Source organism: Acidobacteriota bacterium (assembly GCA_016716715.1).
Taxonomy (GTDB): Bacteria; Acidobacteriota; Thermoanaerobaculia; order UBA5066; family UBA5066; genus Fen-183.
The window spans coordinates 209371-235253 of the sequence record JADJVE010000006.1; the positions used below are offsets into that span (position 1 = coordinate 209371).

General features: G+C 70.6%; 23 protein-coding genes and 2 pseudogenes. 15 read left to right on the plus strand and 10 right to left on the minus strand.

What is annotated here, in order from left to right:
* The first annotated feature begins 134 nt into the window (after positions 1–134).
* The 7 genes from IPL89_11520 to IPL89_11550 all read left to right on the plus strand — a co-directional run bounded on the left by IPL89_11520 (position 135) and on the right by IPL89_11550 (position 7586).
* Positions 135–446 carry a hypothetical protein gene (locus IPL89_11520; GenBank protein ID MBK9063807.1) on the plus strand — a complete coding sequence of 104 codons (312 nt, stop codon included), beginning with the start codon at positions 135–137 and terminating at the stop codon, positions 444–446.
* Complete coding sequence (locus IPL89_11525; GenBank protein MBK9063808.1) at positions 443–1408, plus strand: HlyD family efflux transporter periplasmic adaptor subunit; 966 nt, start codon at positions 443–445, stop codon at positions 1406–1408. The genes IPL89_11520 and IPL89_11525 overlap by 4 nt, the downstream gene beginning before the upstream one ends.
* 14 nt (positions 1409–1422) lie before the next feature.
* Positions 1423–2154, plus strand: coding sequence for an ABC transporter ATP-binding protein (locus tag IPL89_11530; protein MBK9063809.1), 732 nt, complete (start codon positions 1423–1425; stop codon positions 2152–2154).
* Between the two features lie 10 nt (positions 2155–2164).
* Positions 2165–3496, plus strand: a complete 1332-nt coding sequence (locus IPL89_11535; GenBank protein MBK9063810.1) for an ABC transporter permease — start codon at positions 2165–2167, stop codon at positions 3494–3496.
* 11 nt (positions 3497–3507) lie between these two features.
* Positions 3508–4773, plus strand: coding sequence for an ABC transporter permease (locus IPL89_11540; protein ID MBK9063811.1), 1266 nt, complete (start codon positions 3508–3510; stop codon positions 4771–4773).
* A gap of 88 nt (positions 4774–4861) precedes the next feature.
* On the plus strand, positions 4862–6238 hold the full coding sequence (locus IPL89_11545) for a sigma-54-dependent Fis family transcriptional regulator (GenBank protein MBK9063812.1): 1377 nt from the start codon (positions 4862–4864) through the stop codon (positions 6236–6238).
* Positions 6239–6242: 4 nt separating this feature from the next.
* Positions 6243–7586, plus strand: a complete 1344-nt coding sequence (locus tag IPL89_11550; GenBank protein MBK9063813.1) for a PAS domain-containing protein — start codon at positions 6243–6245, stop codon at positions 7584–7586.
* Here the strand turns inward: IPL89_11550 and IPL89_11555 are convergent.
* From IPL89_11555 to ychF, 4 genes and pseudogenes are all read right to left on the minus strand, one after another.
* Positions 7583–9082: a hypothetical protein gene (locus tag IPL89_11555; protein MBK9063814.1), complete on the minus strand. Its 1500-nt coding sequence runs from the start codon at positions 9080–9082 to the stop codon at positions 7583–7585. The two genes, IPL89_11550 and IPL89_11555, sit on opposite strands and share 4 nt — an antisense overlap.
* The gene (locus IPL89_11560) at positions 9079–10290 is read right to left on the minus strand and encodes a hypothetical protein (GenBank protein ID MBK9063815.1); all 1212 of its coding nucleotides are present in this window, start codon (positions 10288–10290) and stop codon (positions 9079–9081) included. The genes IPL89_11555 and IPL89_11560 overlap by 4 nt, the downstream gene beginning before the upstream one ends.
* Before the next feature lie 11 nt (positions 10291–10301).
* Positions 10302–11714, minus strand: a complete 1413-nt coding sequence (locus tag IPL89_11565; protein ID MBK9063816.1) for an MATE family efflux transporter — start codon at positions 11712–11714, stop codon at positions 10302–10304.
* A 43-nt stretch (positions 11715–11757) separates the two neighbouring features.
* Positions 11758–12862: pseudogene (gene ychF / locus IPL89_11570) on the minus strand (redox-regulated ATPase YchF).
* 68 nt (positions 12863–12930) lie between these two features.
* Here ychF and IPL89_11575 point away from each other — a divergent pair.
* Both IPL89_11575 and aceK read left to right on the plus strand, forming a co-directional pair.
* A complete protein-coding gene (locus IPL89_11575; protein MBK9063817.1) occupies positions 12931–13419 on the plus strand; it encodes a hypothetical protein in 489 nt (162 codons plus the stop codon).
* Positions 13416–15135: pseudogene (aceK, locus tag IPL89_11580) on the plus strand (bifunctional isocitrate dehydrogenase kinase/phosphatase). Before IPL89_11575 ends, aceK begins: the two are co-directional and overlap by 4 nt.
* Before the next feature lie 4 nt (positions 15136–15139).
* On the opposite strand, the gene IPL89_11585 reads toward aceK, so the two are convergent.
* From IPL89_11585 to IPL89_11595, 3 genes are read right to left on the minus strand one after another with little or no spacing between them, the layout of a single operon-like run.
* On the minus strand, positions 15140–16078 hold the full coding sequence (locus IPL89_11585) for a glycosyltransferase (protein MBK9063818.1): 939 nt from the start codon (positions 16076–16078) through the stop codon (positions 15140–15142).
* A complete protein-coding gene (locus IPL89_11590) occupies positions 16075–16359 on the minus strand; it encodes a hypothetical protein (protein ID MBK9063819.1) in 285 nt (94 codons plus the stop codon). The genes IPL89_11585 and IPL89_11590 overlap by 4 nt, the downstream gene beginning before the upstream one ends.
* Positions 16305–17090: a glycosyltransferase family 2 protein gene (locus tag IPL89_11595; protein MBK9063820.1), complete on the minus strand. Its 786-nt coding sequence runs from the start codon at positions 17088–17090 to the stop codon at positions 16305–16307. The genes IPL89_11590 and IPL89_11595 overlap by 55 nt, the downstream gene beginning before the upstream one ends.
* Before the next feature lie 102 nt (positions 17091–17192).
* Between IPL89_11595 and icd the strand changes: the two genes are divergently transcribed.
* The 5 genes from icd to IPL89_11620 are packed head-to-tail and all read left to right on the plus strand — an operon-like array spanning position 17193 to position 21562.
* Positions 17193–18494 carry an NADP-dependent isocitrate dehydrogenase gene (gene icd / locus IPL89_11600; protein MBK9063821.1) on the plus strand — a complete coding sequence of 434 codons (1302 nt, stop codon included), beginning with the start codon at positions 17193–17195 and terminating at the stop codon, positions 18492–18494.
* An 11-nt stretch (positions 18495–18505) separates the two neighbouring features.
* Positions 18506–19363 carry an NmrA family NAD(P)-binding protein gene (locus IPL89_11605; GenBank protein ID MBK9063822.1) on the plus strand — a complete coding sequence of 286 codons (858 nt, stop codon included), beginning with the start codon at positions 18506–18508 and terminating at the stop codon, positions 19361–19363.
* Between the two features lie 22 nt (positions 19364–19385).
* On the plus strand, positions 19386–19880 hold the full coding sequence (gene purE / locus IPL89_11610) for a 5-(carboxyamino)imidazole ribonucleotide mutase (GenBank protein MBK9063823.1): 495 nt from the start codon (positions 19386–19388) through the stop codon (positions 19878–19880).
* Positions 19877–21016 (plus strand): 5-(carboxyamino)imidazole ribonucleotide synthase, encoded by a 1140-nt coding sequence (locus tag IPL89_11615; GenBank protein ID MBK9063824.1) that lies wholly within the window; start codon positions 19877–19879, stop codon positions 21014–21016. Before purE ends, IPL89_11615 begins: the two co-directional genes overlap by 4 nt.
* 12 nt (positions 21017–21028) lie before the next feature.
* Positions 21029–21562, plus strand: a complete 534-nt coding sequence (locus IPL89_11620) for a hypothetical protein (protein ID MBK9063825.1) — start codon at positions 21029–21031, stop codon at positions 21560–21562.
* A gap of 3 nt (positions 21563–21565) precedes the next feature.
* On the opposite strand, the gene IPL89_11625 is transcribed toward IPL89_11620, so the two are convergent.
* The 3 genes from IPL89_11625 to IPL89_11635 all read right to left on the minus strand — a co-directional run bounded on the left by IPL89_11625 (position 21566) and on the right by IPL89_11635 (position 25092).
* Positions 21566–22909 (minus strand): UDP-N-acetylmuramoyl-tripeptide--D-alanyl-D-alanine ligase, encoded by a 1344-nt coding sequence (locus tag IPL89_11625; GenBank protein ID MBK9063826.1) that lies wholly within the window; start codon positions 22907–22909, stop codon positions 21566–21568.
* A 100-nt stretch (positions 22910–23009) separates the two neighbouring features.
* Positions 23010–24122, minus strand: a complete 1113-nt coding sequence (locus tag IPL89_11630; protein ID MBK9063827.1) for a carboxylate-amine ligase — start codon at positions 24120–24122, stop codon at positions 23010–23012.
* A gap of 16 nt (positions 24123–24138) precedes the next feature.
* Positions 24139–25092 carry a hypothetical protein gene (locus IPL89_11635; protein MBK9063828.1) on the minus strand — a complete coding sequence of 318 codons (954 nt, stop codon included), beginning with the start codon at positions 25090–25092 and terminating at the stop codon, positions 24139–24141.
* An 81-nt stretch (positions 25093–25173) separates the two neighbouring features.
* Between IPL89_11635 and IPL89_11640 the strand changes: the two genes are divergently transcribed.
* Complete coding sequence (locus IPL89_11640; GenBank protein ID MBK9063829.1) at positions 25174–25878, plus strand: esterase family protein; 705 nt, start codon at positions 25174–25176, stop codon at positions 25876–25878.
* Positions 25879–25883: the final 5 nt, after the last annotated feature.

Genomic DNA, 25883 nt, shown 5'->3' on the forward strand with positions numbered 1-25883 from the left:
GTTCTCCCGGACATCTGTCCGCTCGAAAGCGGACACGTGTCGGGCCCCGGGCGCGCTCCCGTGCCCGATCTCCGCGTAAACCGTTGGTCCTGCCCTCTCCGCGTGCTGGCAGAGGGGTTGCTCTCACCGACGCGATGATCGAGAGCAGCTCGCCGATGGACCGGGCCGTCGAAAGAACGAGCGGTCTCTCCCGCTCCGCGAAAATCGCCCTCGCCGCCGGCGCCGCCGTGCTCCTTCTCGCCGCGCTCCTCGCGCCCGCGGCGCGCCGCTGGTCCAAGGCGGACCGCACGGTCGCGCTCGCCTCCCTGAGGCTCGGCACGGTCGAGCGCGGAGACCTCGTGCGCGACGCCTCCGCGCAGGGGCGCATCGTCGCCGCGCTCCACCCCACGCTTTCGCGCCGGCCGCCGGAATCGTCGCGCTCAAGGTCCGCGCCGGCGAGACCGTGAAGAAGGGCCAGCTCCTCGCGCGCGTCGAGAGCCCAGAGCTCATGAGCCGCCTCCAGCAGGAGCGCTCCGCGCTCCTCTCGATGCAGTCGGCCCTCGGCCGCCAGAAGATCGTCGCCCGCCAGTCCGCGGCGAAGAGCGCGCAGGAGATCGACGTCCTCGAGGTGAAGCTCAGCGCGGCCGAGCGGCTGATGGACCGCGCCGAGCGCACCTTCAAGGAGGGCCTCCTCAACAAGACCGACTACGAGAAGGCGAAGGACGACCTCAAAATCGCCCAGTACGAGCTCCGCAACGCGAGAGGCGCGGCCGTCCTCGACCGGGAGACCGCGGAGTTCGACATCCGGGACAAGGAAGCGCTCGAGAAGCGGCAGGCCGCCGTCGCGGGCGAGCTCTCGCGCCAGGCCGCCGAGCTCGCGATCGTCGCGCCGTTCGAGGGCGTCGTCGCCTCGGTCGCCGTCCAGGACCGCGACTCCGTGCCCGCGAGCGCGCCGGTCCTCACGGTCGTGAACCTCGGGACGTACGAGATCGAGATCACCGTGCCCGAGAACTATGCCGTTGATCTCGTGCCCGGCACGGCCGCGAAGATCGCGTACGAGGGGAAGGAATACGAGGGCCGGATCACCGCGATCTCCCCCGAGGTGAAGGACAGCCAGGTGAAGGGGACCGTCGTCTTCGCGGAGGCGGCCCCGTCGGGCCTGCGCCAGAGCCAGCGCGTCGCCGTGCGCCTCCTCTTCGAGACGAAGACGGGAGTCCTCAAGCTCCCCCGCGGCCCGTTCCTCGAGAGCGGAGCGGGCCGCTCCGCGTGGGTTGTCGACGCGTCCGGCGTCGCGACGCGCCGCACGATCGAGACCGGCGCCGTCAGCGTGTCGGAGGTGGAGGTCGTGCGCGGCCTCAACGCCGGCGAGCGCGTCGTCCTGTCCGACACGACCGAGTTCGCAAACGCCCGCACGGTCCTCGTGCGTTGAAGGAGATTCACCTCATGCTGTCCATGCGCGGAATCCAGAAGGTCTATCGCACCGATCTCGTCGAGACGCACGCGCTCCACGACTTCTCCCTCGACGTGAAGGCCGGGGAGTTCGTCGCGCTCATGGGGCGCTCGGGCTCGGGCAAGACGACCTTCCTGAACATCGCGGGTCTTCTCGACACGTTCGACGGCGGCACGTACCACCTCGACGGCGAGGACGTCTCGCGGCTGACGGACCGCGAGATGTCGCGCATCCGGAACCACAAGATCGGCTTCGTCTTCCAGAGCTTCAACCTCATTCCGGATCTCGACGTCTTCGACAACGTCGACGTGCCGCTGCGCTACCGGCGCCTGCCGGCCGCCGAGCGCAAGGAGCGCATCGCGCGGGCCGTGGAGCTCGTCGGGCTCTCCTCGCGCCTGCGCCACCTCCCCTCGCAGCTCTCGGGCGGCCAGCAGCAGCGCGTCGCCATCGCCCGCGTCCTCGCGGGCGACCCGCGCCTGATCCTCGCGGACGAGCCGACCGGGAACCTCGACACGCTCATGTCGCGCGAGGTCATGGACCTCCTCGAGAAGATCAACGCTCAGGGGGCGACGATCGTCATGGTGACGCACGCGCCCGAGTGCGCGGCGCGGGCGTCGCGCGAGATCCACCTCCTGGACGGCAAGGTCGTCGACCTCGAGCGTCCCGCCCCCGGCGAGGTCCGCGTGCCGCCCGTCTCGGCGAATCTCGCGGCCGCGCTGGCCTGAGGACGGCGCCATGCTGCTCCACAACCTTCGAATCGCCTGGAAGAGCATGCAGCGGAACCGGACGCTGTCCTTCCTCATCGTCCTCGGGATCGCGCTCGGCATCGCGCTCTCGACGACGTTCGCGGCGGCCCGCCACGCGTTCGCCCGGAACCCGCTTCCCTCGAAGACCAAGGTCCTGCGCTACGTGAGGCTCGACAGCTGGGACCCGCAGAAAGCCTACCCGGGCGACGGCGCGAACACCGTGCCGACGCAGGTGACGTACCGCGACATGACCGAGATCATGAAATCGAAGATCCCGGCGAGGCAGACCGGGACGTTCAAGACGATGCTGTACGTGTTCCCGGACCCGAAGGTCTCGCGGCCCTTCAAGGAGACGATCCGCGTCTCGCACGCGGACTTCTTCCCGATGTTCGCCGCGCCGTTCCGCTACGGCGCGGCCTGGGACGCGAGGGCAGATGCGTCCGGCGAGCCCGTCGCCGTGATCTCGAAGGAGATGAACGAGAAGCTCTTCGGCGGAGCGGACAGCGTCGGGAAGACCGTGCGCCTCGAGGACCGCGACTTCCGCGTCGTGGGCGTCCTCGACGACTGGACGCCGAGCCTCAAGATCTACGACCTGACGCAGAACCGGGGAGTCGGAGCGCCGGAGAACATCTTCATCTCCTTCGCGTGGTTCCGGCCCATGAACCTCCGGACGTTCGGAAACTCCGACGGCTGGGGCCCTTCGCCGGCCCAGCGGGGCATCGAGGGCGTCATGGTCTCCGAGCAGACGTGGATCCAGATGTGGGTCGAGCTCGCCGACGCGGACGCCGTGGCGGCCTACCGCTCGTTCCTCGACGCGTACGCGCTCGAACAGCGCCGCCACGGCCGTTTTCTCCGGCCGCTCAACAACCGGGTCTCCTCGATCCCCGAGCTCATGGACGACTTCCGGGTCGTCCCCAGGGAAGCGAACACGCTCCTCGTCGTTTCTCTTCTCTTCCTCGCGATCTGCTCCCTGAACCTCGTCGGGCTGCTCCTCGGGAAGTTCCTCGCCCGGGCGCCGGAGGTCGGCGTGAGGCGCGCGCTCGGGGCGAGCCGCCTCGACATCTTCGTGCAGCACATCATCGAGTGCGAGGTCATCGGCATCGTCGGCGGCCTCCTTGGCCTCGCGCTTTCCGCCGCCGGGATCGCGTTCCTGAACGCGGTGATGAAGACCCAGGGCGGGCGCCCGGGCTTCTTCCAGCTCGACGCCCCCATGGTCGGGCTCTCGGTCCTTCTCGCGCTCGCCGCCGGCTTCGTCGCGGGCGCGTATCCCGCCTGGCGCACGTGCCAGCTCCCGCCCGCGCTCCACCTGAAGGTCTCCTGAGGAGGCGCCCCATGGAATTCGGACCGATCCTCCGCGCCATGACGCGCAGCAAGGTGCGTTACGGCCTCATCGTCCTCGAGATCGCGCTCACGCTCGCGGTCGTCACGAACTGCGTGAGCCTCATCCGGGACGCGCAGAAGGAGCTCGGCAGGGAGTCCGGCTTCGACGACGCGAACATCCTGACGGTGCGCAGCCAGCCGTTCGACCCGGCGTTCCAGGAGAAAGGCTACCTCGCAAACTCGGTCCGCCGCGACCTCGACGTCCTCGGGAGACTCCCGGGCGTCAAGGCGGTCTCGAACACGCGGTTCCTGCCGTGGCAGGGCGGCGGAAGCTCGACGGAGACGCGCCCCGCCGGGAGCAAGGGGCCTTGGCTGCGGAACCAGATCTACAACGCGGACGAGGGCACGTTCGCGGCGCTCGGGTCGCCCGTCGTCGAGGGTCGCGGCTTCACGCGGGCCGAGGTCGAGTCCGAGGACGCGCGGCTCGCGACGCTCTCCGCGACCGCCCGTGCGCGCGGAGAGGACGGGACGCCGAAGGACAAGATCACGCAGGACGTCGTGATCAGCCGGGCGTTCGCGCGCCTCGCGTTCGGCGAGGGCTCGCCGCTCGGCAAGCGCCTCGAGGACAGCGACGGCGACCAGTACCAGGTCGTCGGGGTCATCGACCGCTTCTACAACCCGTACGGCTGGCCGATCCACGAGTACGCGCTGTTCTACCCGAGCTCCTCGGCCTCGTACGCCGGGGGCTCGGCATATCTCGTGAGGACCGAGGCCGGCGCGCTCGGGGGCGTCCGCGCCGCGGCGGAGAAGGCGCTCCTCGACGCAAACGGCGGCCGCAACGTCCGCGTGCGCACGCTGCTCGAGATCAAGGACGGGTTCCAGGCGACGCAGAAGCTCGTCCTCGGCGTCCTCACGGGCGTGATCGTCCTCCTCCTCTTCGTGACGTCCCTCGGGATCATCGGGCTCACGTCCTTCTCCGTGGCCGAGCGAACGCGCCAGATCGGGACCCGGCGCGCGCTCGGCGCGCAGAGGGGCGACATCCTCCGCTACTTCCTCCTCGAGAACTGGATCGTCACCTCGCTCGGGCTCTCGCTCGGCGTGTTCCTCGCCGTCGCGCTCAACGCCGCGCTCGTGAATCAGGTGCGCGCCCACCGGATGGACGGTTCGTACCTCGCCGGCGGCGTCCTCCTCCTCTGGGCGGCGGGACTCCTCGCCACCTGGTTCCCCGCCCTCAAAGGGGCCGGCGTCGCCCCGGCCATCGCGACGCGAAACGTGTGAACCCGGTCGCCGCAGAACCTTTCCACCCCGGGCTGCGTCTCCTGAGGAGATGTCGGCCCGGCAGAGCCCCCTCCGGAAGGCGGAGCCCGTGTCCACGGTCCTGATCGTCGAGGACGATCCGGCCGTGGCCGAGGCGCTGGCGCTTCTCCTCGACCTCCACGACATCCCGAGCCGCGTCGCCCGGACCCCCGCCGAGGCGCTCGCGGCGGTCGGCGAGGGCCGGATCCGCCTCGTCGTCCAGGACATGAACTTCCGTCCGGGCGCCACGTCGGGCGAGGACGGCGCCGCGCTGTTTCGGGCCCTGCGCCGGGCGGACCCCGCCCTCCCCGTCCTTCTCATGACGGCATGGACCTCCCTCGAGACGGCGGTGGCTCTCGTGAGGGAGGGCGCCGCCGACTACTTCGGCAAGCCCTGGGACGACACGAAGCTCGTCGCCGCCGTGAGGAACCTCACGCGCCTGCGTGCCCTCGAGGAGGAGAGCGCCCGCGCGCGCGACGAGCGCGCCGCCTCGCGCGCCGTTCTCGCCTCGCGGCACGACCTCCGCGGCCTCGTGTACGAGAGCGAGGCGATGCACCGCCTCGTCTCCCTGGCCGTCAAGATCGCGCCGGCCGACGTGCCGGTCCTCGTGACGGGGCCGAACGGCGCGGGGAAGGAGCGCATCGCGGAGATCGTGCAGGCGAACTCGCGCCGCGCCGGCGCTCCGTTCGTCAAGGTGCACGCGGGGGCGCTCCCGCACGACCTCCTCGAGAGCGAGCTCTTCGGAGTCGAGGCGGGCGCCTACACGGGGGCGCACCGGATGCGCGAGGGGCGGTTCGAGGCCGCCCACGGCGGAACGCTGTTCCTGGACGAGATCGGGACGCTCCCGCCCGAGGGACAGGTCAAGCTCCTGCGCATCCTCCAGTCCGGGGAATTCGAGCGCCTCGGATCCAGCCACACGCGGCGCGTGGACGTGCGCGTCGTCTGCGCGACGAACGCGGACCTCGCCGAGCAGATCCGGAAGGGCCTGTTCCGTGAGGACCTGTACTTCCGCCTGAACGTCGTCGAGCTCGCCGTCCCCGCCCTGAAGGACCGCCCCGACGACGTCCTCCCGCTCGCCGCCGCGCTCCTCGCCTCCTTCGCGGCGCCGCGGCCGGCCCCGGCGCTGTCCCCCGCCGCGCGGCGGGCGCTCGTCGGATACGCGTGGCCGGGCAACGTGCGCGAGCTCGAGAACCGCCTCAGGCGCGCGCTCCTCGTCGACGGCGGCGAGCTCCTCGGTCCCACGGCGCTCGGTTTCGGGGACGACGCTCCGGCGACGGCCGCTCCCGAGCGCGGCGACCCGGCCGAGCGGGCCGCGCTCGAGTCCGTGATCGTGAAGCACGCGGGCCGCGTCTCGCAGGCCGCCGAGGAGCTCGGCCTCTCGCGGCAGGCGCTCTACCGGAAGATGGAAAGGCTCGGCATCACGCTCGAGCGCCGGCCGAGGGACTGACGCCGTGCACCGCCCCTTCAGCCTCGAAGGCCGGCTGGCGGCCGCGGCGTTCGGAGCGGCGTTCGTCGCCGTCGCGCTCCTCGCGGCCCTCGCCGCGACGGGGCAGCCGCTGTCTCTCGCCGTCGTCCTTTCCCTCGCCGCGGCCCTGGCGGCGGCGATCGGCGGCGCGTCCTGGGCCTGGCGGCCGGCCGGCGACGGCCTGCGCGGCATCGCGGACGGCGTACGGGGCTTTTCGGAGAACGACTTCGGATTCCGCCTCGCGGAGGGCCGCGACGACGAGATCGGCGCGCTCGTGGCCCTCTTCAACCGGATGGGCGACGTGCTCCGGACCGGGCGGCGCGAGGTCTTCGAGCGCGAGCTGCTTCTCGACGCCGTTCTCCAGGGCGCGCCGATGGCGATCCTCCTCCTGAACGGACGGGACCGCGTCGTCTACGCGAACGCCGCCGCGCGCCGGATGTTCGCGGGCCGCGGCCGTCTCGCGGGCCTCCCGCTCGGCGAGGTCGAGGCTCCCTGCGCGGCGCTTCGGGACGCGCTCGGCGCCGGCGTGGACGCCACGGTGGCCGGACGCGTCCCGGGTCGCGAGGAAGAGACGTGGAAGATCGTCTTCCGCTCGTTCCACCTCCACACGCAGCGCCACCGCCTCGTCGTCGTCGAGACCCTCACGGGAGACGTCCGCCGCCAGGAGCTCGACGCGTGGCGCAAGGTCATCCGCGTCGTGAGCCACGAGGTGAACAATTCGCTCGCGCCCGTGAGCTCCCTCGTGCACTCGGCGCGCCTCGCCGCGGCCTCCCCGCGCCACGCGGGCAGGCTCGAGGAGATCCTCGCGACCATCGACGAGCGCGTGCGGCACCTCTCGCGCTTCCTCGAGGGGTACGCGACGCTCGCCCGCATCCCTGCGCCGGCGCCCGAGCCCGTCCTCTGGGCGGCGTTCCTCGAGTCGGTCCGCCGCGCCGTGCCTTTCCGCGTCGAGGGCGTCCCCGCGCCGGCCGCCGCCGTCTTCGACCCCGCCCAGATCCAGCAGGTGCTCCTGAACCTCCTCAAGAACGCCGCCGAAGCGGGCAGCCCCGCCGGCGAGATCGCGGTCTCCGTGGAGCCGGCGGCGGACGGCGGCTCGGTCCTGCGCGTCCTCGACCGCGGCGCCGGGATGGACGAGGACGCGATGCGGCGGGCCGCGCTCCCCCTCTCGTCGGCCGCGCGCGCGGGCCGCGGCCTCGGCCTGCCCCTCTGCGCCGAGATCCTCGCGGCGCACGGAGGCACGCTCACGCTCGGCGCGCGGCCGGGAGGCGGGACGGTCGCGACGTGCGCTCTGCCCGGCCGCGCGGCGCGCGCCGCCGCCGCCGCCGGCTAGGCTTCGCCGTCGCGCTCGTCGTCGAGGCGTTCGGACGAGAGCAGCGCCGCCGCGTCGGCGAGATCCGGGCGCTGCGCCGCCAGCGCGACGACGGCCGCGATCGGCTCGCCGAGCAGGACGATCCGGTCCCGCAGACGCTCCTCGGCTTCGGGCCCCGCTGTCGCGGCGGTCTCCGCGAGCTCCATCTGGGCCCGGCGCATCCGCGTCGCGATCTTGAGCGCGAACGGCCGGCCGCCGCCCGTCTCGATGCCCGCACGGCCCGCCGCGCGCGCCACGCCGGAAAGGCCGTGGACGAGAGCGCCGAGCAGCGGCGAGTCGTGCTCGAGGTCCTCGAGGGAGCGCTCGAGGACGTTCTCGACCGGGTTCCAGAGGACACGCGTCCACTCGCCGCGGCCCTTCTCGGCGTCCTCGCGCATCCACCCGACGAGCGCGCCCGCCCACGGGCCGAGCGCCGGCAGGTCGGCCCGCGCCGCGCCCATCACGCGGACGAGCGGCCGGAGCACGCGCCCACCCGCCTCCTCAAACAGGCCCGCGTGCGCCACGTGCCGGAGCGATGCGACGAACGGGCGCGCCGAGTGCGCGTAGAACCCCGGCATCTTCCGCTCGCGCGCCGCGACGAGGACGTCCGCCCACAGGTCGAAGAAGGCGAGCGCCACGGACGGCGAGCCGCGCTTGACGACCGCGACGCGCAGCTCGGCGAGCCACGGCGTGACGAGCAGCTGGAAAATCTGGTCGTGCGTGGGGCCGGCGAGGGCCGTGAATCGCGTCGACACCGCGGCGAGCGAAGTCGCGACGACGGACGCCGGGCTCTGGGCGAGCACGTTCTCGAGAACGTCGTGGACGGTCACGAGCGGGTCGTCCGTCTCGACCGGGTAGACCCGGAACGAGAAGATCAGGTCGTTCAGGACGTCGCGCCGGCTTTCCGAGGTCGCGCCCGTCCCGAGCAGGCGGTCCTCCTGCGCGGCGAGATAGTCCGCGTCCACGTGCGCGAGCGAGTTCTCGAGGAGGTTTTCCTGCGTCAGGAGGCGCGGGATGCGCCTGAAGAGGCGCGCGAGACCGAGGATGCAGCCTCCGAACTCGAGGACGCCGCCCGCCGAGAGGAGAAAGATCGCCATCGCATTGTGCGACACGGCGGGCAGATGCGCCGCGAGGAGCGCGAGACACGCCGCGACGATCGTCACGATTGCACCGGATACGGCCGTGCGGAAATCCTCGTCCGCGAGGATCATCGAGCCGAGGTGCGAGCGCTGGACCGCGGTCCCGAGCGTGAGCGAGAGGATGAGGACGGACCCGGCCATGGCGACGACGGCCGCGAGGACCGTCGCGATCGTGGCGAGGAGGTACGTGAACGGGACCATGTCCTCCGACTGCGGCGCGCGCAGGTCGGTCCCGGCGGCCGCGACGAGGAGGCCTGCGAGCTGGATCGCGACACCCGCGAGGAGGAGGCCGGTGACGAGGCGGCGGCGGCCCGCGCCCGTGTCGGGAGCGGCGCTCACGCCGGCTTGAGGGCCACGGACGACCCGACCCAGGTGAAGTCCTTGTTGAAGTCGACGCCGAGCATCTTCCCGCGCGAGAGACGGCAGAGGTTCAGCGCGAGCGTGGGCACGGCCTCGCCGTCGGGACGGAAGAACATCATGCGAACCTCGACCTTCACGCCGCCGCCATCCACGGCCGTCAGGCACGGGTCGTACGCGATCTTCTCCATCAGCACCCAGTGCGCCCGCTCGGCCTCCGGGATCCGGGCGACGTCCGTGGGCGTCGGGTCCACGTTCACGCCGCCGCCCGCGAACGAGAAGAGCGGCTTCAGGACGTAGCGTTCCCCGACGTCGTCCGGCACCGGCCCGAACGCGGACAGGACCGTGGCCTTCGGGGCCGTTTCGTGCGCGAGGAGAGGGAGACAGGCCTTCGACCACGCCCAGTACCAGTTCGGGTGCGGGACCCAGCGGACGTCTAGCTCCTCGCGGAAGTCGAACGGGAGCGCGGCGCCGGTCTGGATGAGCTCGTCGAAGACGATGCGGTTGTAGATGCGCTTCACGGGGACGCGCCGGCCGTTCACGTCGCGGAAGAGCCGGCGGCCGTCCTTCACGAGCGCGCGCGGGTCGACGCTGTCGACGCCGAGGAGCACCCGCGTCGCCGCGAAGTCGATCGCCGTCTTCTGCTTGTCGGGCTCGAGGTCGAGGAGGACGACCTCGGTGGGGTCCTCGCCGCCGACGATCGTCCGGCGGAGCAGGTCCACGAACCCGGCCCGATCGAGGCCCGAGAAGTAGGGGCTCCACGCGCCCTTCGGAAGGCCGGGCACGCGCTCGAGCGCGGCGTTCCAGGCGTCCGCCTGGAGCACCTCGAACGCCGAGAGCGACGGGAAACCCTGCAGCTCGATGAGGCGCGGAACGAGCCGCCCTTCGTGCCGGACGACGGCAAAGTCCACCTGCGTGAGGGACGGAAGCGCGTCCATTCCCGGCGTCGCCCAGCGCGCCGGGATCGAGCTCTTCACCCGCGCGAGAAGCTCCGGCGCAGAGAGCTGCGCCACGATCTCGCGAGCGCCCTTCGCGAGCGCTGCGTCCAGCTCCGGCGTCAGGAACACCGGCGTCTCCGCGAGGCGGAAGCCCGGCGCGCGGCCGGCGCGGCGCGCGAGGTCGTCCGCGTAGTGCGCCGCGAGCTCGGGAGTGAAGGCCGCGTTGAACGCGCTGCGGTGACCCGGATGCATGGGCGCGGAGTTTAGACCCTCTTCTCCTTCCACTTCCCGCGCCGGAAGAGGAGCCCGCCCACGACGGCGAGCGTCGCGAACCCGAGGGTGATCGCGAGGAACACGCCGCGCGGGCCCATCCCCGCGCGCGAAGCGAGGAGGTGGGCGAGCGGGATCTCCCACAGCCAGAAGACGCCGAGGTTCACCACCGTCGGCGTCCACGTGTCGCCGGCCCCATTGAACGCGTTCACGAGGACCATGCCCCACGCGAAGAACGGAAAGCCCGCGGCGATGATGCGGAGCCCCATGGCGGCGATCGGCGCGATCGCAGGGTCGCGCGTGAAGAGCCCAACGAGCGCGCCCGGGAACGCCGCAAACACCGCTCCGACGGCGCCGAGGAAAGCCATGTTGTAGACGCCCGCGAGGAACACGGATCGCTCTGCGCGATCAGGGTGCTTCGCGCCGAGGTTCTGGCCGACGAGCGTCGCGGCCGCGTTCGACATCCCCCACGACGGCAGGATCGCGAAGATCACGATCCGGATCGCAATCGTGTAGCCCGCGAGGGCGGCGCTCCCGAAGCCCGCAAGGATTCGCACGAGGCCGATCCAGCTCGCGGTCCCGATCAGGGACTGGAAGATCGCGGCACCCGAGAGCTTCAGGAGCGCGAGCATCGTCTTCGGGTCGAGCACGAGGTGCTCGCGGCGGATCGCGATGCGGCCGGTTCCGCGCGCGAGGGTTACGAGCTGGAGAACGACCGCGAGGCCGCGGCCCGTCGTCGTGGCGACGGCGGCACCCGTGACGCCGAGCGCGGGGAACGGCCCGAGGCCGAAGATGAGGCACGGGTCGAGGACGAGGTTGCAGATGTTCGCGAACCACAGGACGCGCATCGCGACCGTGGCGTCGCCCGCGCCGCGGAAGATCGCGTTGATGAGGAACAGGAGAACGATGACGACGTTCCCGCCGAGCATCACGGCCATGAACCCCGAGCCCGAGGCGACGACGTCGGGCCCCGCTCCCATGAACGCGAGGAGGCGCGGCGCCGCAAGCGCGCCCGCGACGCCGAGGGGCACGGCGATGAGGACGCCGACGGCGATCGCCTGCACAGCCGTCCGGGCTGCGCTCTCGCGGTCGCGCTCGCCGATGCGGCGCGCGACCATCGCCGTCGCCGCCATCGAGAGGCCGATCGCGAGCGAGTAGAGGATCGAGAGGATCGACTCCGTCAGGCCGACGGTTGCCACGGCGGCGGCGCCGAGCTTCGAAAGCCAGAACACGTCCACGACCGCGAAAACCGACTCGAGCGCCATCTCGAGGACCATCGGGATTGCGAGTAGGACGACCGCGCGGCCGACCGGCCCCTCGGTGAAGTCGGCGTGCCCGCCGCGCAGCGCCTCGCGCAGCGTCGCGAGGACGCCGGGGGCCGGCGGAAACTCGGCCGGAGAGGACATGGAGGAAAGGGTACCCGAGAGGGCCGCGAAGGTTGCCCGCGGACTACACGTTGAACTTGAAGAGCATGACGTCGCCGTCCTGGACGACGTAGTCGCGCCCTTCCTGCCGCACGACGCCCGCCACGCGGGCCGCCGCCATGGAGCCGTGCTTCAGGAGGTCGTCGTACGCGACCGTCTCGGCCTTGATGAAGCCCTTCTCGAAGTCCGAGTGGATGACGCCGGCTGCCTGCGGGGCCGTGTCGCCCGCGTGGATCGTCCACGCGCGCGCTTCCTTCTCGCCGGCCGTGAAGTACGTCCGGAGGCCGAGGAGGTGGTACGCCGCGCGGATGAGCCGGCCGACGCCGGATTCGTCGACGCCGTGCGACGCGAGGTACTCCGTCGCGTCCTCGGGCGACAGCTCGCCGAGCTCGGCCTCGATCTTCGCGGAGATCGCGACGGCCTCAGACCCGCTGTGCGCCGCCGCCCAGTCGCGCACCTTCTTGACGAGCGGGAGGTCGTCCGCGTGCGCGAGGTCGGCCTCGGCCACGTTGCAGGCGAAGAGCGTGGGCTTCATCGTGAGAAGGAAGAAGCCGCGCGCGGACGCCTTCTCGTCTTCCGTCAGGTCGAGCGTGAGGGCGGGCTTCCCGGAGTCGAGGTGCGGGATCAGCTTCTCGGCGACGGCCATCTGCGCCTTCGCCTCCTTCTGGCCGCCGCGGGCGAGCTTCTCGAGGCGCTCCTTCTGCTTGCCGACGGACTCGAGGTCCGCGAGGACGAGCTCCGTCGCGATCGTCTCGATGTCGGCGACGGGGTCGAGCGTGTCGGACACGTGGACGACGTCCTTGTCGTCGAAGCAGCGGACGACCTGGACGACGGCGTCCACCTCGCGGATGTGCGAGAGGAACTTGTTGCCGAGCCCCTCGCCCTTGCTCGCGCCCTTGACGAGGCCCGGCGATGTCGACGAACTCGAACGTCGCCGGGATCTGGACGGGCGTCTTCGCGATCTTCGCGAGCGGCTCGAGGCGCGCGTCGGGCACGGTCACGATGCCGACGTTCGGCTCGATCGTGCAGAACGGGTAGTTGGCCGCCTCGGCCTTGCGGGTCTTCGTCAGGGCGTTGAAGAGCGTCGACTTCCCGACGTTCGGGAGGCCGACGATACCGGCTCGGAGCATGGGGGTCCTTTCGGGGTGAGGCGCCGCGCGGACGCGGGCGCCGGGGGCGCAGAGGTTAGCATCCGCGCATGAAGAAGACGACGCGCCCCGTGAGCCTCGCCCTCGGTGTCGCCCTCCTCGTCCTCGCGGCCGCGCCCGCGGAGGCCGCGAAGAAGCCGTCGAAGAAGAGCCCGCACACGCAGATCGTCGCGGTGTGCCGCGTCGAGACGGCGCCCGCCGAGAAGCTCCACAAGAACAACAATCGGACGTTCCTCGAGTTCGACGTGACGATCGTGTCGTACGAGCGCGTGAAGGGCGACGCGGCCGCCGACCCGGCCCTCGCGATCCGGCAGGACCGGCGCATCCACGTCGTCCACGACCTCTCGTGCGGCGGCGAGCGCCTCGTCCTCGCGAAGGGCGACGCGGCCGAGATCCGCGGCGAGTACGTCGCCCCGGACAACGGCAAGGACCTCATCCACTTCACGCATCCGGCCGATGGCTCGTGCGGCACGAAGGGCGGCCACCCGGACGGTGGCATCCGGAAGATCGACGCGGCCGCCCTGAAGAAGGCCGCCTGATCCCGGACGACGCCGGCCGCACGGGCGCCGAGCGGCTCCTCGCCGCCTGGGACGCCTATTCGCGGGAGTTCGCCGCGATCACGCGCCGTGCGCCCGTGCGCTTCTCGGCGCGCGACTGGCGGGGCGTGCGCACGGACGCGCTCGAACGCCTCGAGCTCTACAAGAAGATGCTGGATCCGGCGCTCGCGGACCTCGGGAGAATCCTCGCCGCAGGCGTCGAGAACCCGGCCGTCTGGTCCGGGATGAAGGAGCGGTTCGCGGCGCTCGTCGCCGGCCGGCGGGACACCGAGCTCGTCGAGACGTTCTTCAACTCGGCGTCGCGCCGCATCTTCCACACCGTCGGCGTCGACGACCGCGCCGAGTTCGTCCACCGTGAACCGACGCCGCTGCCCGTCGAGGCCGCGGGCCGCTTCCTCGCGTCGTTCGACGGGAGACCCGGGCGCGAGGCCGCGGTTCGGAGCGCGCTCTCCGTGTTCCCGTTCGCCGCGGGCTGGGAGGACCTTTCCCGCGACGCGGCGCTCGCGACCCGCGCGCTCGAGAAGGTCCTTCGCGAGGCCTGGGGCTCCCCGGCCTTCGACGCGCTGGACGTGCTCCGGCCCGTCTTCTTCCGGGGCAAGGGCGCGTATCTCGTCGGCCGCGTGCGCCGCGAGGGCCGGCAGCGGCCCATCGTCTTCGCGCTCCTGAACCGGACGGGCCGCGTCGAGCTCGACGCCGTGCTCTGTGACGAGGACGAGGCCTCCATCGTCTTCAGCTTCACGCGCTCGTACTTCCACGTGGATGCCGAGCACCCCGCCGCTCTCGTCGGATTCCTCAAGACGGTCATGCCGAAGAAACCCGTCGGCGAGCTCTACAACGCCCTCGGCTTCAACAAGCACGGCAAGACGGAGCTCTACCGCGACCTCCTGCGTCATCTCGCCGCCTCGAACGACCCCTTCGTCGAGGCGCCGGGCGCGCGCGGGATGGTCATGCTCGTTTTCACGCTCCCGTCCTACGACGTCGTCTTCAAGGTCATCCGCGATTCCTTCGCGCCCCCGAAGACCGCGAGCCGACAGGACGTCCTCGACAAGTACCGCCTCGTCTTCCGGCACACGCGCGCCGGCCGGCTCGCCGACGTCCAGGAGTTCGAGCACCTGTCGTTCCCCGTCGTCCGCTTCGATCCCGCGCTCCTCGAAATCCTCCTCGCGGGCGCCTCCGAAACGGTTGAGGTGCGCGGGGACGAAGTCGTCCTCAGGCACCTCTTCACGGAACGGCGCCTGACGCCCCTCGACATCGCGCTCCGGGACGCGCCTCCCGGAGAAGGCGCGCGCCGCGATCTTCGACTTCGGCGAGGCGATCCGCGACCTCGCCAAGGCGAACGTCTTTCCCGGCGACCTCCTCCCGAAGAACTTCGGCCTCACGCGGCACGGGCGCGTCGTCTTCTACGACTACGACGAGATCGACTTCCTGACGGACGTGAACTTCCGCGAGCTGCCGGCGGGCGCCGACGAGGAGGCCGGCGGGGACGACGCCTCGTTCTACGTCGGCGAGCACGACGTCTTCCCCGAGGAGTTCCTGACGTTCATGGGCCTCCGGGGCGCCGCGCGCGAGGCGTTCCTCGAGAGGCATTCCGACCTCCTCGGCGTCCGCTTCTGGCTGGACGCGCAGCGCAGGGAGCGCGCCGGCGAGATCGTGGACGTCTACCCGTACCCGCTCGAGGCGCGCCTCCGGCCCGACTGAACGGTCAGCGGGCGCGAACGCGCCGCCACGCGCCGTACGCGCGCGGTCCGAGGAGGCTCACGAGCGCGAGGCGGCGCAGGTGCTTCGGCGAAGGGTGAAGCGCCGCCGCGCGCCTCAGGAGCGGCAGGACGTCTTCGCGCCCTGCGCCGGCCCCCGCCTCCATCGCGAGCGCCGCCTGCATCCCGAGCATCTTCGCGAGCGCGCGCCTCACGGCCGCCTCGCGGCCGGCGAGCGCGGGATGCGGCGGGTCGAGCAGGCGCTCGAGGATCGGGACGTTCAGGCGCACGCTCTCGAGGAGGCTCGCCGACGCGTTCTTCCCGTGGCGGCGGTACCGGTAGAGCGGCCGGTCGAGGTATCCCATGCGGTGCGTGAGCGAGAAGCGGAGCGCCATGTCCGTGTCCGCAGCGTAGCTGTCCGTCCCATAGGGCCCCACCTCGAGCAGCGCCGCGCGGCGGACGACGGGCGTCGAGCTGGCCCCGAGCTCGGAAGAGAGAAATCCTTCGAAGGTGAATTCGGCACCGTGAAGACGGCGGCGCGAGATCTCTCCGGTGGGGGCGCCAGACGCGTCGATGAGAAGACGGGCGGTCGAAACCCAGTGAGTCTCTCTATTACCTTCTAAGAAATCCTCGGTCTCTTCGAGATACCTCGGTTCGAGGACGTCGTCGGATTCCAGGAACGCGACGAGGTCTGACGACGTCGCTTCGAATCCCATGTTGTAGACGGCGCCAACACCCTTCCGCGCCGCGTGGAGGACGCGGATGCGGCTTCCGAAGCCCCGGAGTACCTCGAGCGTCCCGTCCGTCGAGCCGTCGTCCACGACCACGACGTCGTCGGGCGGCCGCGTCTGCGAGAGCGCGCTCTCCACGGCCTCGCCGACCCAGCGCACGTGCTGGTACGACGGGACGACGACGGCGACGGAATTCGGGGCCCTCACGGCCGTCACGCGCGAACGGCCCTGAGGCGACGCTTGAGGCTCCGGAACGCCGCCGCCACCGAGCCCGTGCGCCACCAGCGGCTGAACGCGAGCTCGCCGCGCCGGAGCGCCGCGACGAGGCGGTGCCCGCCGGGCACGGAGGCGAAGGCGAGGTAGTACCACCCGCGCAGGCGCCCCGGCCGGCGGGTCACGGCCCTCAGCAGGGCCGCGCGCGCGGCCGGAAGGTCCTCGCCCCTCACGAGGAGCTCGCGGCCCAGCCGGAGGTTTTCCTTGCCGACGATCTTCCGCATCGGCCGCCGGAACTCTCCGGCGAACTCCGGGTGCGACGCCTCGAGGAGCTCGAGGGACCTGACGGACTCGTGCGCGTTCGCGAGGACGTCTCCGCTGGAGTTCCCCGCGTGGCGCCGGTAGAGAAGAAGCGCCCGCGGGTCCTGGCGGAGCGCGGTCGCGCGGGACAGCCGCAGCCACAGGTGGCAGTCTTCGTTTCCGCGGAGCGTCTCGTCGAACCCGCCGGCGGCGAGGAAGCGTCGCGCGCGACGAGCGGCGTGCAGATCGTCCCGACGTCTCCCTCGAGCAGCCCCACCGTCGTGTAGGAAGGGCCGGGCGTCTTCTTGTGGATGACGTGCGCCGTCCGCTGCCCGTCCTCGTAGACGCGGACGCCGAAGCACAGGAGGCCGGCGTCCGGGTTCGCGGCGAGGTGCTCCTCGGCCGCCGCGAGGTAGCCCGGCTCGAAGAGGTCATCCGCGTCGAGGAACGCGATCCAGATCCCGCGCGCCTCGCGTACTCCGCGGTTTCGGGCAGCCGACGGCCCGGCGTTCGGGCCCGTGAAGACGCGGACGGCCGCCCCAAACCCCTCGGCGACCGCCCGGGTGGCGTCCACCGAGCCGTCATCCACGACGACGACCTCGAGGGGGCCGGGGACCTGCGCGAGAGCGCTCCGGACGGCCTCGCCCAGGGTCTTCTCGGCGTTGAAGGCGGGGATCACGACGCTGTACGTCCGCGGCGGACTGGGGTCGCCCATGGTCTCCAGTCTAGGCGCGAAGCCCCCGGGATGATTCAACCGCTTCGTTGCCCGGGCCCTGCCCGGCCCCTATGATTCGCGCCCGAACAAAGGAGGACGCTCATGCCCAGCGCCAAGCCCACGGTCCCCGAAGGCGGCCAGAAGATCACGATTTCCGGCGGGAAACTCCATGTTCCCGACCACCCGGTCATCCCGTTCATCGAAGGCGACGGGACCGGCCCGGACATCTGGCGCTCCTCGGTGCGCGTGCTCGACGCCGCGGTGGCGAAGGCCTACGGCGGCAAGCGCCGGATCGAGTGGATGGAGGTCCTTGCGGGCCAGAAGTCCTTCGACAAGCTCCAGACGTGGCTCCCGGACGAGACGATCGACGCGTTCCGCGAGTTCCTCGTCGGCATCAAGGGCCCCCTCACGACCCCGATCGGCGGCGGCATCCGCTCGCTGAACGTCGCCCTCCGCCAGCTCCTCGACCTCTACGTGTGCCTCCGCCCCGTGCGCTGGTTCCAGGGCGTCCCCTCTCCCGTGAAGCACCCCGAGAAGGTGAACATGGTCATCTTCCGGGAGAACACCGAGGACATCTACGCGGGCATCGAGTTCGCGGCCGGCACCGACGACGCGAAGAAGTTCGCCGAGTTCCTCAAGACGAACTTCCCGGCGCAGTACAAGAAGCTCCGCTTCCCCGCGACGACCGGCTTCGGCGTGAAGCCCGTCTCGCAGGAAGGCAGCGAGCGCCTCGTCCGCGCCGCGATCGAGTACGCCATCAAGAGCAAGTCCAAGAGCGTCACGTTCGTCCACAAGGGCAACATCATGAAGTTCACGGAAGGCGCGTTCCGGAACTACGGCTACGCCCTCGCGGAGAAGGAATTCGCCGGGCAGACGTACACGTGGGACCAGTGGGAGCGCACGAAGAAGGACAAGGGCGAGGCCGCCGCGAACGCCGAGCAGAAGGCCGAGCTCGCGAAGGGCAAGATCCTCATCAAGGACGCCATCGCCGACATCACGCTCCAGCAGGTCCTCACGCGCCCCGACGAGTTCGACGTCATCGCGACGCTGAACCTCAACGGCGACTACCTCTCGGACGCCCTCGCGGCGCAGGTCGGCGGCATCGGCATCGCGCCGGGCGGCAACGTGAACTACGTGACGGGCCACGCCGTCTTCGAGGCGACGCACGGCACCGCGCCGAAGTACGCGGACCTCGACAAGGTCAACCCGGGCTCCGTCATCCTCTCCGGTGAGATGATGCTGCGGTACATGGGCTGGACCGAGGCGGCCGACCTCATCCTCAAGGGGATGGACGGCGCGATCCGGGCCAGGACCGTCACGTACGACTTCGCCCGCCAGATGGACGGCGCCACCGAAGTCTCGTGCAGCAAGTTCGGAGACGCCATCATCGCCCACATGGGCTAGGAGACCGCCACATGAACGTCCTCGTCCTCGGAGGCACCGGCACCGTCGGATCCCACGTGGTCCGGGAGCTTCTCAAGAGGGGCGCGGACGTTTCGGTCCTGACCCGCGACGTGAAAAAGCCGCTCGCGGCCGGCGCCAAGCCGGTCGCGGGCGATCTCCTCGATCCCGCGACGATCCGCTCGGCGTTCGCGGGCCGCGACGCGGTCTTCCTCCTCACGGCACTGGGCGCGGGCGAGTGTCACGAGGGCCTCATGGCCGTCAACGGCTGCCGGCTCGGCGGCGTGAAGAAGGTCGTGTTCCTCTCCGTTCACCGCGTGGACGAGGCACCGCACCTGCCGCACTTCGGCGCGAAGCTCCCGATCGAGACCGCGATCAAGGCTTCGGGGATCCCGTTCACGATCCTCCGGCCGAACAACTTCTACCAGAACGACCTCTGGTACAGGGACGCCATGCTTTCCTACGGCGTCTACCCGCAGCCATTCGGGGACGTCGGCCTCTCGCGCGTGGACGTGCGCGACATCGCCGAGGCGGCCGCGCTCGCGCTCACGACGGACGCGGCGAAGGACGAGACGGTCAATCTCGTCGGGCCGGAGCTCCTGACCGCGACAGGCACGGCCGCGACCTGGGGCGGCGTCCTCGGGCGCAAGATCGCCTACGGCGGGAACGACCTCGACGCGTGGGAGAAGGCGTCGCTCGCATTCCTGCCGGCCTTCGCCGTGTTCGACTTCCGGCTCATGTACCAGTTCTTCCAGGAGAAGGGCCTCAAGGCGGCTCCCGAGGACGTCGCGCGCCTCACGGCGCTCCTCGGCCACGCGCCGCGCCGCTTCGACGAGTTCGCGGCCGAGACCGCCCGCGCCTGGAGCGCCTGAGCTTCACGGTAGGATCGCGCCCATGAAGAAGGGCGCACGGCCTCTCGTCGGGGTCGTCATGGGCTCCACCTCCGACTGGGAGACGATGCGGCACGCCGCCGAGACTCTGGAGCGCTTCGGCGTTCCGTACGAGAAACGCGTCGTCTCGGCTCACCGGACGCCGAAGCTCCTCGCGTCGTACGCCGCCGACGCCGAGGCACGCGGCCTCGAGGTCATCGTCGCGGGAGCGGGCGGCGCCGCGCACCTGCCCGGCATGCTCGCGGCGCAGACGGCCGTGCCCGTCCTCGGTGTCCCCGTCGAGAGCCGCGCGCTGAAGGGCCTCGACTCCCTCCTCTCGATCGCCCAGATGCCCGCCGGCGTGCCCGTCGGCACGCTCGCGATCGGAAAGTCCGGCGCGACGAACGCGGGCCTCCTCGCCGTCGCGATCCTGTCGAACAGCCGGCCCGCGCTCCGCAGGAAGCTCACGGCCTTCCGATCAAAACAGACCCGGAGGGTCTTGCAGTCCCGGCTGCCGTGAAGATCGTCCCGCCCGGCTCGACGGTCGGCATCCTCGGGAGCGGCCAGCTCGGCCGCATGTTCGCGTTGTCGGCCCGGGCGATGGGCTACCGCGTCCACACGTACTCGCCCGAGGAGGACTCTCCGACGGGACACGTCGCCGACGTAGAGGTCTCCGCGCCATACGACGACCTCGACCGGCTCAAGGAGTTCGCGAAGGGCCTCGACGTCCTCACGTTCGAGTTCGAGAACGTCCCGAGGGCGGCGCTGGACGCGCTCGAATCTCTCGTTCCCATTCGGCCCGGCGCGGAAGCTCTTTTTGTTTCTCAGAATAGAGAGAGAGAAAAGGAGTTTCTTAGAAAGGTGAATGTCCCCGTCGCGCGGTGGGCCATGGTGCGCACGAGCGAGGAACTCGCTTCGGCCCTCTCCTCCGTGGGCGCCCCCTCCGTCCTCAAGACGGCCGCATTCGGGTACGACGGGAAGGGCCAGGCGAGGGTTCATTCGAAGAATCTCTCGGAGGCGGATTCGGCATGGGCCGCTCTCGGTCGTGTGTCGTGCGTCCTGGAGGCGTTCGTGGACTTCCAGCGCGAGGTCTCCGTCATCGCGGCACGCGGTCTCGACGGCGAAGTCGCCTTCTTTCCCGTCTTTGAGAACGAACACTCCCGCCACATCCTCGACGTGACGACGGCCCCCGCCCCTCTTACCCATTCAGAAGAAACTCTTGCTCACGAGATCGCAAGGACGATCCTCGACGCGCTCTCCTACGTCGGCGTCCTCTGCATCGAGCTTTTCCACACCGCCGACGGCCGCCTCCTCGTGAACGAGATCGCGCCGCGCCCGCACAACTCCGGGCACCTCACGATCGACGCCTGCGTGACGAGCCAGTTCGAGCAGCAGCTGCGCGCCGTCTGCGGCCTGCCGCTCGGCTCGACGGAGCTGCTCCGTCCTGCCGCGATGGCGAACCTGCTCGGCGACCTCTGGGCCGGCGGCCCGCCGCGCTGGGAGAAGGCCTGCGCCGTGCCGGGCGTCGCCCTCCACCTCTATGGCAAGAAGGAGCCCCGGCCGGGCCGGAAGATGGGCCACCTGACGGCTCTCGCAGCGTCACCCGAGGAGGCGCGCCGAAAGGCGCTCGACGCGCGGGCGTCCCTCCTGCGCTAAATTCGCCGGGCCATGACGAAACGCACGCCGCTCGCTCTCGCTCTCCTGCTCGGCTCCGGCCTCGCCGCGGCCGCCGGCATCCCCGAGACGCTCGACGCCACGAACTACAGGCGCCTCTCGCCGAGCCTCGCCGTCGCCGGCAGGCCGTCGCCCGAGGCCCTCGCGAAGCTCAAGGAATCCGGCTTCCGGACCGCGATCGACCTGCGACAGCCCGCCGAGGGCGTCTCGATCACGCGCGAGGCGGTCGAGGCGCAGGGTCTGGCCTTCGCCTCCGTCCCCGTCTCCCCCGACACGTTCTCGCTGGCCGACGTCCAGAAGGTCGAGGCCGTCCTCGGCGACCAGAAAGCCGCGCCCGTCCTCCTCTTCTGCTCCTCGAGCAACCGCGTCGGGGGCGTGATCGCCGTCATCGAGTACCGGAGGGGGCGCTCGAAGGACGAGGCAATCGCCGAGGGAAAGAAGGCCGGCCTGAAGAGCTCCGCAATGGAGAAGGCCGCCCTGCGCGTGATGGACCAGACACCGGCGGCCGCCGCGAAGGGCGCGAAGTAGCCCTCAGGCTGCCGGGCCCGCGGCGAGCGCGTCCACGACGCGCTCGAGCTTCATTCCCCGGCTCCCCTTCACGAGAAGCACGTCACCCGGCGCGAGGCACGGGCGGAGCCACGCGAGCAGCGGCTCCATCTCGGTGAAATGCGCGGAAGATGACGAGGAAGAAGAAGAGCGGAATTCTTCGAAGGTGAGGGAGGAACGCGGCCCGAAAAATGCCGCCAGCTCGACGCACTTCAGCGCGTTTCTCCCCAGCCTTCGATGCTCCTCCTCTTCGGCGCTCCCCAGCTCCAGCATGTCGCCGAGCACCGCGACCGCCCTCCCTTTCCCACCTGCCACGAGCGACGCCAGCGTCGCGAGCGCGGCCTCCATGGAGGTGGGCGAGGCGTTGTAGCAGTCGTCGAGGATCGTGACCCCGCCAATGCCCGCGACGACACGTGAGCGGTGCGAATACGGGCGGGCTGAGGAGAGACCCCGGGAGATTTCTTCGAAAGTGAAAGAGAGCGCCCGCGCCACGGCCGCCGCTGCGGCCGCGTTCATCGCGTTGTGCTCCCCCACGAACCCCAGCGTGACCTCGCACCTGCTGCGCTGCAGCTTCATGCCGCCGAGCGAACGGGCCGCTCCGGCATCCCCCTCCCATTCTTCACCTTCTAAGAGAATCTTCTGGCCTTCCATTCCGAGGGAAGTCGACTCGAGAAGACGAACGTCCGCCAAGGGACTCCGGCCAAAGAAGATCTTCTTCACGCCGACCGCGGCGCGGTCCGCCTGCGCCACGCAGCGCGCGTCGTCCGCGTTGACGACCGCGAAGGAGCCCGGGAGGAGGCCGCGATAGAGCTCCCCTTCGGCGTCCGCCACGCCGTCGAGGTCTCTCAGGAACTCGAGGTGCTCGGCCGCGACGAGCGTGACGACGCCCGCGTCCGGCCGCGCGATCGCCGTGAGCCGCGCCAGCTCGCCCGGCGCCGACATCCCGAGCTCGAGGACGGCCGCGCGGTGCTCCGGCGCCATCCGGAAGACCGTCAGCGGGACGCCGATCTCGTTGTTGAGGTTTCCCTCCGTCGCGAGCGCCGGGCCGCGCGTCCTCAGGATCGACGCGAGCATTTCCTTCGTCGTCGTCTTGCCGTTGGAGCCCGCGACCGCCGCGACGGGGATCGCGAAGCGCCGGCGGTGGAACGCCGCGAGCGCGCCGAGGGCCCGGAGCGTGTCGTCCACCTCGAAGAAAGGAAGACCCGGCACGGCCGGCGTGCCCTTCCGGACGACGGCCGCGCCGGCGCCCTTCGCCTTCGCCTCTGCGAGGAACGCGTGCGCGTCGAAGCGCTCACCCTTCAGGGCGACGAACAGCGCGCCGGGCGGGATCGCGCGCGTGTCCGTCGAGACGGACGGGAAGGCCGCCGGCGCGCCCGCGGGCGCGGGGGCGCCGAGCGCGCCCGCGACGTCCGTGGCGGAGAAGAGGGGCTCAGTCGAGGCCGTGGCGCGTCTCCTCGAGGATGTAGTCGACGACGGCCGGGAGGCTCTTCGTCCGCTCGAACACTTCGAGCTGGCGGTCCGCGCCGGTCCTTCTCTGCACGATCGTGTGGACGTACTCCACTTCCTTCCGCGAGCCGAGCTCGTCGAGGACGTCGTCCACGAACTCGAGCAGCTCGCCGAGGAGGTCCGTGAACGGGACTTCCTCCTTCTTGCCGAAGTCGATGAGCTTCCCGTCGATCCCGAAGCGTGCGGCCCGGTACTTGTTCTCGCTGATGAGGGCGCGCGAGTAGAGGCGGTACGAGAGGTTCTTGTCGTGGAGCTTCCAGAGCTTGACGGTGATGGCCTGGAAGAGCGCGGCGAGACAGATCGTCTCGTCCACGCGCATCGGGATGTCGCAGATCCGGTACTCCAGCGTCGGGAAGAACGGGTGCGGGCGCACGTCCCACCAGATCTTCTTCGGGTTGTCGATGCAGTTCGTCTTCACGAGGGTCTCGACGTAGCCCATGTAGTCGGCCCACGAGGCGAACTGGTCCGGGATGCCCGTGCGCGGGAACCGGTCGAACACCTTCGCGCGGTAGCTCTTCCAGCCCGTGTCGCGCCCGCCCCAGAAGGGCGAGTTCGTCGAGAGCGCGAAGACGTGCGGGAGGAAGTAGCGCGCGGCGTTCTGGAGCGCGATCCGCGTCTCGTCGTGCTCGACCGCGACGTGGACGTGCAGGCCGAAGATGAGGTTGCCGCGCGCGACGGTCCCGAGGTCGTAGAGGATGCGCTCGTAGCGCGGGCTCGGCGTCACGGGAACCTCGGACCAGTGCGTGAACGGGTGCGTCCCGGCGGCGCCGATCGCGAGGCCCGCCTCGCCCGTCAGGCGCACGAGCTCGCGCCTGAGGTTCGTCGAGTCCGCGCGCGCCTCGGCGATGTTGCGGCAGATTCCCGTCCCGACCTCGATGACGGACTGGTGGAACTCGCGCTTGATCTTGTCCTTGAGGCGCGACTCGCCCTCCGCGAAGAGCTCCTGGATGTGGGCCTTCAGCGCTCGCGTCTCGGGGTCGACGATCTGGAACTCTTCCTCGATTCCGAGGGTGAAGGACGGGCGGGGCGCGCCCATGGCGTGGCTCTCCGTCTCACTTCACGAGGCCGAGGAGGGCCGGCCACGTGCCGGTCGCCTCGAACGGCCGCGAGTTCTTCGCGCGGTCGACGAGGTACTCCGCCATCGCCTTCACGATCCACTGGAAATTCTCCTCGCCGACCGACGCGCGGTCCGCGTCGGGTGCGCAGTTCATGAAGTCGATCGCGTAGGGCACTCCGTCGCGCACGGCGAACTCCACCGTGTTGAGGTCGTACCCGAGAGCGTTGCAGAGTGCGAGCGCATCGCGCGTCACCCGCTCGGCCATGGCCGCCGGAACCGGCTTTCCCAGCACGGCGGCGTACCGCATCGCGTGCGGCTCCTTCGGCGCGTACGGCATGATCTTCACCCGCGAGCGTCCCACGACGTAGCAGCGGTAGTAGTCCGTGAACTCGATGGCCTCCTGCGCCATCATCTCGAGGTCCCGCGTCTTGTCGTACGCCGCGAAGAAGTCCTCCGGCGTGTCGCACTTGTAGACGTCCTTCCACCCGCCCCCGTTCGCGGGCTTCATGAAGATCGGGAAGCCGAGATACGCGAACACCCGGTCCCAGTCCACGAGGTCGAGGTTCCGGAAGGACGTGGCGGTCGTGTTCGGCGGGTTCTCCTTGTGCGGGAGGAGGACCGTCTTCGGGACGGCGACGCCCGCCGCGAGCGCGACGAGGTTGTCGAAGTACTTGTCGTCGGCGCACCACCAGATCGGGTTGTTCACGACCTGGGCTCCGCGCGCGACCGCGCACTTGAGGAACGTCCGGTAGAACGGAACCTCGTGGCTGATGCGGTCGAGGATCACGGCGTCCTCGAAGGACTGCTCCTGGACGAGGACCGAGATCTTGACGGGCCCCGCCTCGACGTCGTCGCCGCTCTTCGCGGCCATCTCGTTGATCTCGTTCATGAGCGCCCACGGGAACGTGTCTTCCATCCCGAACAGAACGCCGATCCTCTTTCGTGCCATGAGTGCCCCCTCGCGTCGCGCGCCGCATCCTAGCGGAGGCGCGCGACGGGCCGCAAACGCGCCGCGCTAGACTGCGCCCCCATGAAACGCGAATACGGCTCGTGGAAAAGCTCCGCGCTCTCGCGCCCGATGGAATACCTCTGGTTCGGGGACCGCGGGCGCCCCGTTCTCATGTTCCCGACCTCGATGGGGCGCTTCTACCAGAACGAGGACTTCGGCCTCACGGGCGCGCTCGCCGACAAGGTCGACGCCGGCTTTCTCCAGCTGGTCTGCGTGGATTCCGTGGACGAGGAGAGCTGGTACAACAAGAACGCGCACCCGCGCGACCGCGCCCGGCGCCACGACGACTACGACCGCTACCTGCGCGACGAGATGCTCCCGTACATCGAGAGCCGCGCCGGCGGGAACGTCGTCACGGTCGGCGCGAGCTTCGGCGCGTACCACGCGGCGAACCTCGCGGGCCGGTACCCCGGGCGCGTGACGAAGGCGATCTGCTTCTCCGGCCTCTACGACGTGTCGCGCTATCTCGACGGCTACTGGGACGACCTTTGCTACTACCACACGCCCAACGCCTACATTGCAAACATGGACGACGCGTGGAAGGAGAAGCTGCGGGCCGTCGAATGGGTCGTCGCGACGGGTGAGCAGGACTCCCTGATCCGCGACAACCGCGATTTCGCGGCGCTGCTCTCGCGGCAGGGTCAGAGAATCCAGGCCGAGTTCTGGCCCGGCGTCTTCGGGCACGACTGGCCGTTCTGGAACGAGCACGTCCGCCGCTTCATCTGACCCGG